Origin of the sequence: Empedobacter sp. UBA6305, from assembly GCF_002440405.1 — a bacterium.
Lineage (GTDB): Bacteria > Bacteroidota > Bacteroidia > Flavobacteriales > Weeksellaceae > Empedobacter > Empedobacter falsenii_B.
In genome coordinates this window covers 14,800-28,188 of record NZ_DJTP01000023.1, presented here as the reverse complement: position 1 = coordinate 28,188, position 13,389 = coordinate 14,800, and the positions used below count along the sequence as shown (strand labels likewise).

13 protein-coding genes are annotated in these 13,389 nt (G+C 31.3%); 7 read left to right on the top strand and 6 right to left on the bottom strand.

Translation table 11 applies throughout. The annotated features are described in order from the left end of the window. Positions 1–5: 5 nt before the first annotated feature. The 4 genes from B3M86_RS06305 to B3M86_RS06290 all read left to right on the top strand — a co-directional run bounded on the left by B3M86_RS06305 (position 6) and on the right by B3M86_RS06290 (position 5,595). Entirely contained in the window at positions 6–2,252 is a 2,247-nt protein-coding gene (locus B3M86_RS06305) for a glycoside hydrolase family 3 N-terminal domain-containing protein (RefSeq protein ID WP_286500644.1), read from the top strand. Positions 2,253–2,340: 88 nt separating this feature from the next. Beyond that, positions 2,341–3,180, top strand: a complete 840-nt coding sequence (locus B3M86_RS06300; protein WP_291076122.1) for an endonuclease/exonuclease/phosphatase family protein — start codon at positions 2,341–2,343, stop codon at positions 3,178–3,180. A 5-nt stretch (positions 3,181–3,185) separates the two neighbouring features. Then, positions 3,186–4,640, top strand: a complete 1,455-nt coding sequence (locus B3M86_RS06295) for a glycoside hydrolase family 30 protein (protein WP_219034584.1) — start codon at positions 3,186–3,188, stop codon at positions 4,638–4,640. A gap of 103 nt (positions 4,641–4,743) precedes the next feature. Beyond that, positions 4,744–5,595, top strand: a complete 852-nt coding sequence (locus tag B3M86_RS06290) for a carboxylesterase family protein (RefSeq protein ID WP_291076120.1) — start codon at positions 4,744–4,746, stop codon at positions 5,593–5,595. Positions 5,596–5,969: 374 nt separating this feature from the next. Here B3M86_RS06290 and B3M86_RS06285 read toward each other — a convergent pair whose 3' ends face one another. From B3M86_RS06285 to B3M86_RS06270, 4 genes are read right to left on the bottom strand one after another with little or no spacing between them, the layout of a single operon-like run. After that, positions 5,970–6,896 (bottom strand): alpha/beta hydrolase, encoded by a 927-nt coding sequence (locus B3M86_RS06285; RefSeq protein ID WP_291046572.1) that lies wholly within the window; start codon positions 6,894–6,896, stop codon positions 5,970–5,972. Continuing rightward, positions 6,893–7,489: a hypothetical protein gene (locus B3M86_RS06280; protein ID WP_291076118.1), complete on the bottom strand. Its 597-nt coding sequence runs from the start codon at positions 7,487–7,489 to the stop codon at positions 6,893–6,895. Before B3M86_RS06280 ends, B3M86_RS06285 begins: the two co-directional genes overlap by 4 nt. Then, entirely contained in the window at positions 7,470–7,949 is a 480-nt protein-coding gene (locus B3M86_RS06275) for a PH domain-containing protein (RefSeq protein ID WP_291053330.1), read from the bottom strand. The genes B3M86_RS06280 and B3M86_RS06275 overlap by 20 nt, the downstream gene beginning before the upstream one ends. After that, positions 7,942–8,214, bottom strand: coding sequence for a DUF2089 family protein (locus B3M86_RS06270; protein ID WP_038331614.1), 273 nt, complete (start codon positions 8,212–8,214; stop codon positions 7,942–7,944). Before B3M86_RS06270 ends, B3M86_RS06275 begins: the two co-directional genes overlap by 8 nt. A 125-nt stretch (positions 8,215–8,339) precedes the next feature. Between B3M86_RS06270 and B3M86_RS06265 the strand changes: the two genes are divergently transcribed. Then, a complete protein-coding gene (locus B3M86_RS06265) occupies positions 8,340–8,882 on the top strand; it encodes a lipocalin family protein (protein WP_291046588.1) in 543 nt (180 codons plus the stop codon). 60 nt (positions 8,883–8,942) lie between these two features. Here B3M86_RS06265 and B3M86_RS06260 read toward each other — a convergent pair whose 3' ends face one another. Together B3M86_RS06260 and B3M86_RS06255 are read right to left on the bottom strand one after the other, a co-directional pair. Continuing rightward, entirely contained in the window at positions 8,943–10,313 is a 1,371-nt protein-coding gene (locus B3M86_RS06260) for a peptidylprolyl isomerase (protein WP_286485166.1), read from the bottom strand. Positions 10,314–10,449: 136 nt separating this feature from the next. Further along, entirely contained in the window at positions 10,450–11,316 is an 867-nt protein-coding gene (locus B3M86_RS06255; protein WP_125350348.1) for a hydroxymethylglutaryl-CoA lyase, read from the bottom strand. Between the two features lie 64 nt (positions 11,317–11,380). Between B3M86_RS06255 and pepT the strand changes: the two genes are divergently transcribed. Together pepT and B3M86_RS06245 are read left to right on the top strand one after the other, a co-directional pair. After that, entirely contained in the window at positions 11,381–12,622 is a 1,242-nt protein-coding gene (gene pepT, locus B3M86_RS06250) for a peptidase T (RefSeq protein ID WP_115000674.1), read from the top strand. Positions 12,623–12,710: 88 nt separating this feature from the next. Continuing rightward, complete coding sequence (locus B3M86_RS06245) at positions 12,711–13,379, top strand: head GIN domain-containing protein (protein ID WP_125350349.1); 669 nt, start codon at positions 12,711–12,713, stop codon at positions 13,377–13,379. The last annotated feature ends 10 nt before the right edge of the window (positions 13,380–13,389 follow it).

Genomic DNA, 13,389 nt, shown 5'->3' with positions numbered 1-13,389 from the left:
AAAAAATGAAAAAACTAATTTATTCAATTGCTTTCTTAGGATTAGCATTCAATACTTATGCGCAAAAAATAAAGTTTGATAAATCAAAATCGAAATCGGAATTTATTGATTACGTAATGGGTCAAATGACGATTGATGACAAAGTAGGGCAGATGGTACAATATACCTATGACGGAGGTGATGTTACAGGATCTGCAATTGATAAAAATTATATAAAATACACGAAACAAGGTATGATGGGGTCTGTGTTTAATGCAACGACAACAGATATTACCAAAAAATTGCAAAAAATTGCTGTTGAAGAAACACGTCTTGGTATTCCATTAATTTTTGGATATGATGTGATTCATGGATACGAAACAATTTTTCCAATTCCACTTGGAGAAGCTTCTTCTTGGGATTTAAAAGCAATCGAAAAATCGGCTCGAATTGCTGCTGAAGAAACAGCTGCTGGTGGAGTTCATTGGACTTTTGCTCCGATGGTTGATATCGGTTTTGATCCTCGTTGGGGGCGTGTTTCTGAAGGTGCAGGTGAAGATACTTTCTTAGGAAGTAAAATTGCAATTGCGCGTATTAATGGTTTTCAAGGTAAAAGTTTATATGATTTGAATACCGTTTTAGCGTGTACAAAACACTTTGCAGGATATGCTTTGGCGCAGGCTGGACGCGATTATGGAACGGTAGAAATTTCGGATCGATTCTTAAGAGATTATATTTTACCTCCTTTCAAGGCTACTGTTGATGCTGGTGCTGGATCTTTTATGACGTCTTTTAACGAAATTGGAGGAGTTCCTTCTACAGCAAGTAAATATTTGTACGATCAAATTTTACGTAAAGAATGGAATTACAAAGGCTTTGTTGTAACAGATTATACTGCGATTCAGGAGTTAGTTCCTCATGGAATTGCAAAAGATTTGGAAGAAGCAACTCTAAAATCGGTTGAAGCAGGTATTGAAATGGATATGATGAGTGGTGCTTTTCTTAATCATTTACCAAAATTGGTAAAAGAAGGAAAAGTAAAACAAGATGTGATTGATACTGCAGTTCGTAGAATTTTGGAAGCAAAATATGATTTAGGACTTTTCGAAGATCCATATCGATATTCAAATTCAAAACGTGAGAAAGAAACGGTAATGAAACAAGAGTTTTTAAATGAAGCTCGTGATGTTGCACGTAAATCAATGGTTTTATTAAAGAATGAGAAACAAATTTTACCATTAAAAGAATCTCAAAAAGTTGCAGTAATTGGTCCATTAGTAAAAGATGAGAAAAATATCATTGGAAACTGGGCTGCACGTGGAGATCGTTATGGAAAAGCATGGTCTGTTTGGGAAGGGTTGAATGATGTTTTAGGTAAAAATGCAAAAATTACTTATGCACAAGGAACAGAACTTAATTCCTCTAAAACTGATGGTTTCCAAGAAGCAATTAATATAGCGAAAAACTCAGATGTAATTGTTGCGATTATGGGGGAAAACGAGAACCAAACAGGTGAAGCGGCTTCTCAAACAAATATAGATTTACCAGGAAATCAGAAAGAATTATTAAAAGAATTAAAGAAACTTGGTAAGCCAATTGTTTTAGTTTTAATGTCTGGTCGTCCAATGACAATTTCTTGGGAGAATGATAATATGGATGCAATTTTATATGCATGGTATCCAGGAACAATGGGAGGTTTAGCGATTACAGATGTTTTGTACGGTAAATATAATCCTTCGGCTAAAACACCTATGACATTTCCTCGTTCTGTTGGTCAAATTCCAATTCATTACAATCAAAAAAATACAGGTCGTCCTTATTTAGGAGAAAGTGATGCAGAGCAAAAATATAAATCTCGTTACACAGATTCTCCAAATTCGCCTTTATATCCATTTGGTTACGGTTTAAGTTATACAACGTTTGATTATAGTAATTTAAAAGTGAACAAATCCACAATGAAAAATGGAAAAGATGAAATCAAAGTAACTGTAAATGTTAAAAATACAGGAAACTACGATGGAGAAGAAGTGGTACAATTATATGTTCGCGATTTAGTAGGAAGTGTAACGCGTCCAGTTCGTGAATTGAAAGGTTTTGATAAAGTGATGATTAAGAAAGGAGAAACAAAAACAATTACGTTTACATTAACTCCAGAAGATTTAAAATTCCACGATATCAATATGAACTATGTTGCAGAAGCAGGAGATTTCGACATTTTTGTTGGAGGAGATTCTAACGCTTCACTTAAAACAAGTTTTACTTTAGTTGATTAAATTCCTCATATATAGTTAGAAATTTAGTTTTATTTCTCAACCAAGTAAGTATGTAAGTGCTTACTTGGATTTTTACAAAAATTCACACATGAAAAAATATATTAGTTTAAGTTTAGTTTTAATCATGACAATGATAGGTTTTGCTCAACAAAATTTATCAATTATGTCTTACAACATTAGACTAGCCTCTGTTGATGATGGCGCAAATCATTGGAATATTCGCAAACAAAAATTGGTTGATTTAATCAAATATTATGACGCTGATTTTGTTGGTGTACAAGAAGCGCAAGTTCCTCAACTAGATTTTATCAAACAAAATGATTCACAATTAGATTTTATCGGAGAACCTCGTTCAAGTGATAAAAATGCTGAATATTCGGCGATTTTTTACAAAAAAGATCAATACAAAGTTTTAGAACAAAAAACAATGTGGTTGTCAGAAACGCCAGAAAAAGAATCAAAAGGTTGGGATGCAGCATACAACAGAATTATCACTTACGGATTATTTCAAGACAAGAAAACAAAAAAGAAATTTTGGATAATCAATACACATTTTGATAATGATGGAAAAATTGCGCGTCAAAAATCGTTAGAAATGATTGATAATTTAATTCAAAAGTTAACTGAAAAGAAAAACGTTCCAGCATTTTTTATGGGAGATTTTAATATGAATCAAAACGATGAATCTGTTAAATATATTCAAAACAAATATTTAGATACTCGTCTAAATGCGCAAATGGTTTATGGACCAGATTTTACATGGGAAGATTTTAAATTCAATGTAAAAGGAACAGAAATTTTAGATTACATTTTTTACAAAAAGAATTCAAAAGTAACGTGTAAAAGTTTCAATACGATTGATGATTTCTACGATTTCAAATATCCATCAGATCATTTACCAATTTTAGCCAAATTTTTAATTCAATAATAATTATGACAAAATCACATTTGAAATATCCTCTTATTGCAGCTTTATTGTTAAATTATTTTGCCGTAAATGCGCAAGATTTTAAACTTTCGAACAAGAAAATCGAAATATATACAACTGCTAAAAATACGAATCAACGTATCGCAAAATGGACAGATAAGTTAGCTGTAAAAAAGTTTCCACAACCAAAAGAAACAGATATTGCAATTTTTATTGATCCAAAACGTAAATTCCAAAAATTTGAAGGAATTGGAGGAGCTATCACAGATGCTTCAGCAGAAGTTTTAGCAAAATTGCCAAAGAAAGCGCAACAAGAAATTATCAAAGCTTATTATAGCGAAAAAGAAGGAATTGGTTATTCGTTGATTAGAACAACAATAAATTCGAGTGATTTTTCGAGCGATAGTTACACGTATGTAAAAGATAATGATAATGAGTTAAAAACTTTTGACATTGCACATGATTTGAATTATAAAATTCCGATGATTAAAATGGCAAAAGCAGAAATGAAAGATGCTTATCGTTTATATGCAAGTCCTTGGAGTCCGCCAGCTTGGATGAAAACGAATAACAGTATGTTAAAAGGAGGTTCTTTGAAACCTGAATATTACCAAACTTGGGCTAACTATTTTGTGAAATTTATCGAGAATTATGAGAAAATTGGTTTACCAATTTGGGGAGTTTCTATTCAGAACGAACCAATGGCAACGCAAACATGGGAATCGTGTATTTATACAGCTGAAGAAGAACGTGATTTCTTGAAAAATAATTTAGGTCCGACTTTTCACCAAAAAGGATTAAAAGACAAAAAAATTATTGTGTGGGATCATAACCGTGATTTAATTTACCAGCGTGCTTCAACTATTTTGAATGATCCTGAAGCTGCTAAATATGTTTGGGGAGTTGGTTTTCACTGGTACGAAACATGGAACGGAAGCGTGAATTTATTCAATAATGTAGCGTTAACTCACGAAGCTTTCCCGAATGTTAATCTAATTTTTACAGAAGGTTGTAAAGAACAATTTGATTACAATCAAATGGGAAATTGGGCATTGGGTGAAAAATATGGTTACAATATGATCAACGATTTTAACTCCGGAACAGTTGCTTGGACAGATTGGAATGTTTTGTTGGATGAAAAAGGAGGACCAAATCACGTAGGAAATTTCTGTTTTGCACCAATTCATGGTGATACTAGAAATGGACAAGTTACGTATACAAATTCGTTTTACTACATTGGTCAATTCTCAAAATTTATTCGTCCAGGTGCGCAAAGAATTGCAGCATCGTCTAATCGTTCAGATTTAATGACGACTTCTTTTGTAAACAAAGACGGAAAAGTTGTGGTGGTTGTGATGAATCAAACAGATAAACCTTATCAATATAATTTATGGATAGAAGGAGAAGCTGTTGAGGTGAATTCGCAAGAACATTCGATTAGCACAATCATTATTTCGTAAAAAAATAGAATAATTAAAGGGAAAATTATTTATAGTAAATTGCTTGACAAATTGACAACGTAAGAAGTTAAAGTCAAGCAATTTTTATTTAAAATAGAAGAAAATGAAATATTTAGTTGCCTTATTTTTAATGATAAGTTATACATATGCGCAGAAAACGATAGTATATGATAAAAAAAATAATTTAGCGTTTGATATTTATTATCCGAAAAACTATAAAGAGAATCAAACCTATAATGTATTTGCTTGGGTACACGGAGGCGGATTTTCAGGAGGAACAAGAGCGGATAAAGAAGAAATTGAACGAATGAAAGATGCTCAAGAAAGAGGTTTCGTAGCTGTTTCTATCTCGTATAGATTATTGGCAAATTCTTCGGCTGGTTTTGGGTGTGATTTGCCAAAACAAGAAAAGTTGATGATTTTTAAAGAAGCCTCTTTTGATGTTTTAACTGCGCTAAATTTTATTCAAAATAATTCAAAAGAACTTAAATTCTCGATTAATAAATTAATTTTAGGAGGAAGTAGTGCAGGAGCGGAGACTATTCTAAATGCTTATTATTTGAGAGATTTATGGTACGGAAATCAATTCAATCAAGTTAAAATTGATGGTTTAGTAAGTTATGCAGGAGCGATTGTAGACGATCGTTATGTTACAAAATCGAGTGTTTTGCCAACAGTTTATGTACATGGTTTAAGCGATGATGTTGTACCAGCTTACAATGCGCCACACAGAAGTTGTTTGGATAATCAACCAGGATTTTTTCCTTTAAATGGTTCTGCTACTTTAGAAGATTTGAATAGAAAATATAGTCAGGCATCTTTTGCTATTTTCTCTAATTCAGGAAAACATGAATGGTCTGGATTAAGAAAACAATATTTAGACGAAGTTTTCAATTTTATTAATCAATCAATAATTGGGAATAAAAAAGTAAATAATCGAATAATTGTTGACTAATAAAAATATAAGTACATGATAAATTATTTAATGATTATAAATATAAAACAAACAAAGAGCAAAAGTTTCTTCTGCTCTTTGCTAAATAACCTAACCAACTTTATACTATGAAAAATCTGTATAATCTTTAAACTCCTTTGTTACGAATCACAAATAAGAATTGTAAATTTAAGAATAGAATTATTATTTTAAATTGATGTAGATCAAGAAATAATAGGTAAATAAAATATAGAATCTGATTCAGTTTTAGCTAATGGAACAATGACAATCACTCTAAAATTTGATAAAAAAAACTACAATGACAAATTTTGAAGGAGGAACAGCTTGTTAATTCTTAAATAAAAAGACAAAGCAATTTGCTTTGTCTTTTATAGTTAGTTTTTGAGGATAAAATTAGAAATGACTTCTACTAATTCTATATTTATTGGAAGTTCTGGGTTGTTGTAAGAAGATAAATCATCTTTTGAAGTAACATTTTTTAAAACGTGATTCATCCCTTTGATAATAACAGCAGATTTAGGAGATAGGTTTTTAGCGTTCTCCGTATCAACTTGTATATCCATACCCCCTTGAATCACTAAAAAAGGAATAGTTAATTTATTGATTTCATTTACAGGATTATATTTAATCCAAGAAATTAAATAAGGTTGTACACTTTTACGAAATAATGAAGATAAATTAGGATTAATATTATTTACAGTATTTCCATTTTTCAAAGAATCTATAATAGCATACGATTCGGTTTTTAATTGTTCAGGAAGTAGATTTAATTGTTTTTTAAGTATTTGGTCAATAGATTCTCCTGCACCAGAAATCGAGATGAATTTGTCGACATTTTTTGAAGATGCAAGCATTCCAATTAATGAACCTTCGCTGTGTCCAGCTATTGAAATAGAACCAAATCTTTTATCTTTTTTTAAGAAAGTTATCCAATTCCTTGCGTCCTCAACGTAATCATCAAATGTAAGTTTAGACTCGTCCAAATTAGCAATAGAACTTTCTCCGATTCCTCTTTTGTCATAGCGAATAGATGCAATTCCTTTTTCAGCTAAACTATGAGCTAAATATTTCAAAGAGTTATTAATCATCATATTATTGTTTCCATTTCTATCTGTTGGTCCAGAACCAGAAATTAATAAAACAATTGGTATTTTAGATTTTGCATTTTGAGGTAAACATAATGTTCCAAATAATTTAACTTGATTTTCGTTAAGTTGAATATCTGATTCTGTGAAATCATTTTTTGATTGACCAAAAACTGTAGAACAAATAAGTATAAAGAAAAATAAAACTTTTTTCATATTTTTTGTGGTATTAATAATGATAATATTGTGGTTAAAACAATGATAAATAACAAGGTAGCAATGAAAGCAAAAGCTTGTTTTGTATTTTTCATGTTTGTAACAGTTTTGAAACCTATGTATAAAAAATAGAGCATTATACACAAGAAAAATATCGCGATAAAAGCTACAATTACAAGTACAATCATTGTTGGAGCTTCGTGCAAAACTTCGAGATTATTTGTTGTAACTCCTTTCAAAACCTTGTCCATACTTTTGTTGACAATTGGAATAAAATCCGTTATGAATACAATGTAATAAGCGATTCTTGAGATTAAAACAACGTTTACAATGTCTATAATTCGTGTTCTGTTATTGATGATTTTTCCTAAAATGTAAAATATGAGGATTGCAATTACTAAATTTCTCGTATTTTGATACAACAAATCGAGATAAGAATAAGAAATTCCATTTTTCTTAATGCTTAAAAAATCAGGGAAAAAAGATTCAGTAATATTGGCGATATAAGTGAAAAGGAAATGCGAAAATAGTCCAATAATGAACAGTATTTTTTCATCGAAATATGCAAATGGATTAAGGAGTTTCTTTATCATTTTTTAGTGTATTTATTGTGTTAACAAATTCATCTGGCTGATCGCAGCTCACCAAATATTTTACATTTTCTAATTCAATAGCAACAAGTTTTGTACGATTTTTTATATTGCATCGATAATTGTCCATAGATCTTCCTATCAAACCATAAATGCCTCGTGCACCTATAATCATCAAATTATTTTGAGATTTTCTTGTAATAATTTTCACTTCATTTATCGGAATAATACTCGTTTTGACTTTTGAAATAAGATAAATATTATTCAAATCAACTTTAATTTTATTTAAAGAGATTAAAAAATAATACGCAAACAACGGATAAATAATGATTGCATAAATCACCGCAACATATACTTCTGTTTCTTTAAACAATATTCCTCCAATTAAGATTAATAATACAATTAAAATAGCAGTTGTAACCTTAAAAAATAGCGACATCGATACTGAAAATTCTTTATTCATCGGACATTGTTTTTATTTTATTAATCAAATCATCTACTTTATTTCGCATGGTTGGATAGCTGACTTCAAATTCTTTTGCCATGTCTTTTAAACTTCCTGAGTTGACAAAGAATTGCATAATAAATGCTTGTTCTTCATTTGTAAGTTTCAGAAATAAAGGAAGTTCATAGTTTCCTACAACTTGTGTTTCGCAATGGTTGCAAATTAATTTTTCGACCGCTAATTCTTCGGCACAGCTGGGACATATAACAGGAAGTTTTTTCATTTGGTTAAATAATATTAAAATTAATTTTAATAAAGTTAAATGAAAGTTTAATTAATTCAAAATTTGAAATCATATTTTTTCAACTTTAATATTATTGATACATTTGCAACCTAAGTTTTAGTAAAATGAATTTTAAGAAATTAGCCCTTGCAGCATTGGCGCTAGGGACAACAGCATATATCGTTAATCACAATAGGAAAAAGGTAAAATATAAACCAGCTCAAAATTTTGATTTAGGTGGATTTTTAGGACGTTGGTACGAGATTGCACGTTTGGAAAATAAAGCACAAAAAGGACAAACAAATGTGACACATCGTTTTAATTTGAACGAAGAAAATGGGCAATTGGAAGTGATTGTACGCGGATATAATGCGAAGAAAAAAGGATGGGAAAAGATTGAAGGAATTGCTACGCAAGATATTGAAAATGTTGGGTTGTTCTCGACAACGTTTTTACCAATTTTAGCAAAAAAATTATATGTAATTGATTTTGATAAAGATTACAATAATGTTTTAGTTGCAAGTGAAGATTATAAAAAGTTATGGATTCTATCGCGTAAGAAAGAGATTTCGGATAAGGTAAAAGACAGATTTTTTGATTCGGCAAAGAAAGTAGGATTTGATCCAAGTAAGTTAATTTGGCCTTCTCAAGTTCCAATTGCGAAATAAGATTATTTATTTTTAAGACATAAAAAAAGCCTCGAGAATTTCTCGAGGTTTTTTGTTTTATTATTTTTGGTTTTTCTTTTCCCAATCGATCGGGAAATTACAACTTTGGTACTCTTTTCCAATTTTAATGTAAGCATCACCAACTTGACGTTTTACCCAATCCATCAACAATGTACGTTCTTTATCTTGAACTGCAAATTTCTGAATTCTATAATAATCATCTTGATAATTGATTTTATGCTCTGGATAAAATTTATTGATTTTTAAGATTCTTAAAGCTTTTCTGTTATCAAAATCATCTTCGAAAACTTGAGAAATATCTCCTTCATTTAATGTTGCAATCGCTGTAAACATTGGTAGAGGCAAAGCCATTTTCTCGAAACGATCGTCACCAGAATTTTGGTTCATGATATTTCCTGAGTTAAATTTTGTGTATTTATCATCAGAAAATCTTAATGCAGCATCTTTAAATGTCATTTTTCCGTCGTTAATTAAAACTCGAATAGAATCTAATTTATTATAAGCCTTTTTTATTTCTTCTTCTGTTGGTTTCAACGTAATCAAGATATGGCGCAAATCTAATTCTTGTCCACGACGTTTTTCTAACTTAATAATATGATATCCAAAATCAGTTTTGAATGGATCAGAAATTTCACCTTCTTGTAAGTTAAACGCCACCGCATCAAACTCTTTTACCATTTTACCACGAGAAACTTTTTTGTATTCACCTCCGTTACTTGCAGAACCTGGATCTTCTGAATATAAAATTGCTTTCGTTGCAAAAGAAGCACCTTCTTCAATTTCTTTTTTGATTTCTTTTAATTGATCAATAATCTTTTGTTGATTTTCTTGCGAAACTTCAGGATAAGTTACAATATGGCTAATCGAAACTTCGTCTTTTACGTCTGGTAACTCACCTTGGTGTTTTTCGAAAAACAAACGAACTTCTTCTGGCGTAGCATCAGCACCTTTTACAACCATTTCTCTTTTGTTACGTGCATAAATATTATCTTCTACGATATATTTAGTTTCGTTTTTCATTTCCGCCATTGTACGGAATCCGAAATAGTCTAAAATTTGTTTTTCTCCTCCAGCTTGAGCAATCCAACCTTCGATTTGGTTGTTTAATTGACGAGTGACCTCGTCTTGTGTCACTTTGATTAAAGTATCTTGTTTTGCACGATCAACCAACATTTTGTCTAACATAATGTCATTTAGGAAATCACATTTGTCTTCGACTTTCATCCCTTGTTGTTTCGACATTAAATAGTCACGATCTACATCAGACTCTAAAACAATCTGATCTCCGACAACAGCAGCTATACCATCTACTTTAGCAAGACGTTTTGGTGTTGGTTTTGCTGTTTGTGCAAAAGTATTTACCGTAAATAATGCTGCAATTAGCAACATCATACTCGATTTAAATTTCATATACTTTAATTTCATTTTAATATTCTAAGCTCGATAAAAAAACTTACCGATGAGCAAATTTAACTTTTTTTGTTAAAGTCCAACATATTTTAATTTCCTTTAACAAAAGAATTGATTTTTTAGTTTATTGTTAAGATTAAACTAAGCCAAATGTACGCAAAGAAACATTCCAAGCAGATTCGAAATCAAAAAGATTCAAACCATGTTTTTCTTTATGCTCATTTGCGAAACTAATTAACTTCTCAGTTGGCATATTTCCGACCATATCACTTTTTGACATTGGACATCCGCCCAAACCTTTTATAGCGCCATCAAAACGACGACAACCATTATCATAAGCGGCTTGTACTTTGGAATGCCATTCGGTATAAACGGTATGAAAATGTGCGCCAAATTCAATTTCTGGATAATGAGGAATCAAATTTTGGAACAAATCAACAATTGTTTTTTCGTCTGCAACACCAATTGTATCTGATAAATTGATTGAAGAAATTCCGATATCCGCCATTTTTTTAGACCATTCTTTTACGATTTCTTCATTCCAAGTTTCTCCATAAGGGTTTCCAAACGCCATCGAAAGATAAATTAACATATGTTTACCATTATCATTTGAGATTTGGTTGATTTCTTTCACCATTTCAAACGCTTCTTCACGACTTTTATTCGTGTTGAATTGTTGAAAATTCTCTGAAATAGAAAAAGGAAATCCAATAATATCCACTTTTTCGTGTTCTGCAGCTTTCATTGCGCCACTTTTATTGGCAACAACAACAGATAATTTCGATTTTGAATTGGTTTTATCAATATTATCTAAAACTTCTTTTGTGTCCGCCATCTGTGGAATCGCTTTTGGCGAAACAAAACTTCCACAATCTATCGCTTCAAAACCAACAGTCAATAAACGATTTAAGTAATCGATTTTCTTATCAGTTGGAATAAAATCTTTGCGTCCTTGCATTGCATCACGAGGACATTCAATAATTTTAAAAGTTAGCTCACTCATTTTTTTGGTTTATTTGCGCCTTAAAGGTAGATAATTTAGTAATTTTGACAAAAATTAAAACGCAATGCAAACAGAATGGAGAGAAAAGTTGGTAACACGCTTTTTGAAATATGTTAAAACTTACACTGAAAGTGAAGCTTTTTTAGATAAATTTCCAAGTACAGACCGTCAATGGGATTTAGCAAATTATTTGGTTGAAGAGTTAAAACAAATCGGTTTAGAAGATGTTTCAATAGATGAAAACGGGTATGTTTTTGGATATGTTCCTTCTACAGTTGATCACGAAGTGCCTACTATTGGTTTTGTTTCTCATATGGATACATCGCCAGATTTTTCTGGAGAAAATGTACAACCTCAAATTTGGGAAAATTACGATGGTGGAGATATCAAATTGAACGAATCAATGATTTTATCACCAAACGAGTTCCCTGAATTATCTCAATATAAAGGTCAAACAATCATTACAACTGATGGTACAACATTATTAGGTGCTGATGATAAAGCTGGTGTTGCTGAAATTGTAACAGCTGCAGAATATTTGATTGCTCATCCAGAAATTAAACATGGACGTATTGCTATTGGATTTACACCTGACGAAGAGGTTGGTCGCGGTGCAGATTTCTTTAATGTAGAGAAATTTGGTGCTGAATGGGGTTACACAATGGATGGTTCTGAAATTGGAGAATTAGAGTACGAAAACTTTAATGCTGCATCTGGAATTGTTACAATCAAAGGTAAATCTGTTCACCCAGGTTATGCAAAAGATAAGATGATTAATGCATCTAATATTGCAATGGAGTTTGCTGCGCAATTACCAAACGACGAAGTTCCTGAATTAACTGATGGTCGCGAAGGATTCTTTCATTTAGCTAAAATTACAGGAAATGTATCTGAAGCAAAAATGGTTTACATTATCCGTGACCACGATATGGAGCAATATGAAGCGCGTAAAGCTTTATTTTTACAAATTGCTGCTGATATTCAAGAGCGTTTTGATCATGAAGTAATTACAGCAGAAGTTTCTGATCAATATTTTAATATGATTGAGAAAGTAAAAGAGAAATTCCAATCTGTTGAAATTGCTGAACAAGCTTTGAAAGATTGTGGAGTTACGCCAAACATCAAACCAATTCGTGGAGGTACAGATGGTGCTCGTTTATCTTTTATGGGATTACCTTGTCCTAATATCTTTGCTGGAGGTCATAATTTCCACGGACCTTACGAATATGTTCCGGTAGAATCTATGGAAAAAGCAACAGAAATTATTGTACGTATTGCAGAATTAACAGCTGAAGGAGCGAAATAATTCTTACAATATATCTTAAAAATAACTTAAGTTTTCTTTTTTGGTTTAAATTTTGCATAATTTCAAACCAAATTAGAAAACTTTTTTTATGAAAAATATCGTATTATCAGCAGCCGCTATATTTTGTTCAACTTTTGCATTTGCGCAAGAAGAGATAAATGTTGGAGATTTTAATATCTTAAAAGTTTATGATAAAATTCCAGTTGAATTAATTTCATCAAACGAAAACCTAGTGAAAGTAGATGGAGTTAATGCGAGCGATGTTCAAGTTGAAAATAACAAAGGTGAACTGAAATTGAAAATGACAGGAACCAAATTGATGCAAGGAGGAGAAGCAACGGTTAAGGTTTATTACAAATCATTATACGAAATTCAGGCAAGTCAAGGTTCTCGCATTTATTCTGATGATGTTGTAAAATCACAAGCATTGTATTTGACATCTAACGAAGGTTCATCTATCAAATTACCAATCGAAACATCAAAATTAGAAGTCAAAATAAATTCTGGTGCTGAAGTAATTTTAACTGGTGATACTGAATTTCAGACTGTAATTGCAAATTCTGGAGGGAAATATTATTCGAAAACATTAAATTCTGATACAGCAAGTTTAACAACAAATGCAGGAGGAGTAATAGAAGCGAGAGCGGAGAAATCTGTAGATGCAAAAACTAGAGCAGGAGGAGTGATTGATATTTATGGTAATCCAACGCAACGTAATCAGAAAAAATTAGCTGGTGGAAAAATTAATTTTAAATGATTTAGAACTT

What these genes read in the sequence shown, in the direction of transcription:
- B3M86_RS06265 (WP_291046588.1), top strand. Translation starts at nt 8,340, where the DNA reads ATGAATTTTAAGAAATTAGCCCTTGCAGCATTGGCGCTAGGGACAACA.
- B3M86_RS06275 (WP_291053330.1), bottom strand. Translation starts at nt 7,949, where the DNA reads ATGAATAAAGAATTTTCAGTATCGATGTCGCTATTTTTTAAGGTTACA.
- B3M86_RS06255 (WP_125350348.1), bottom strand. Translation starts at nt 11,316, where the DNA reads ATGAGTGAGCTAACTTTTAAAATTATTGAATGTCCTCGTGATGCAATG.
- B3M86_RS06245 (WP_125350349.1), top strand. Translation starts at nt 12,711, where the DNA reads ATGAAAAATATCGTATTATCAGCAGCCGCTATATTTTGTTCAACTTTT.
- B3M86_RS06290 (WP_291076120.1), top strand. Translation starts at nt 4,744, where the DNA reads ATGAAATATTTAGTTGCCTTATTTTTAATGATAAGTTATACATATGCG.
- B3M86_RS06280 (WP_291076118.1), bottom strand. Translation starts at nt 7,489, where the DNA reads ATGATAAAGAAACTCCTTAATCCATTTGCATATTTCGATGAAAAAATA.
- B3M86_RS06260 (WP_286485166.1), bottom strand. Translation starts at nt 10,313, where the DNA reads ATGAAATTTAAATCGAGTATGATGTTGCTAATTGCAGCATTATTTACG.
- pepT (WP_115000674.1), top strand. Translation starts at nt 11,381, where the DNA reads ATGCAAACAGAATGGAGAGAAAAGTTGGTAACACGCTTTTTGAAATAT.
- B3M86_RS06295 (WP_219034584.1), top strand. Translation starts at nt 3,186, where the DNA reads ATGACAAAATCACATTTGAAATATCCTCTTATTGCAGCTTTATTGTTA.
- B3M86_RS06285 (WP_291046572.1), bottom strand. Translation starts at nt 6,896, where the DNA reads ATGAAAAAAGTTTTATTTTTCTTTATACTTATTTGTTCTACAGTTTTT.
- B3M86_RS06300 (WP_291076122.1), top strand. Translation starts at nt 2,341, where the DNA reads ATGAAAAAATATATTAGTTTAAGTTTAGTTTTAATCATGACAATGATA.
- B3M86_RS06305 (WP_286500644.1), top strand. Translation starts at nt 6, where the DNA reads ATGAAAAAACTAATTTATTCAATTGCTTTCTTAGGATTAGCATTCAAT.
- B3M86_RS06270 (WP_038331614.1), bottom strand. Translation starts at nt 8,214, where the DNA reads ATGAAAAAACTTCCTGTTATATGTCCCAGCTGTGCCGAAGAATTAGCG.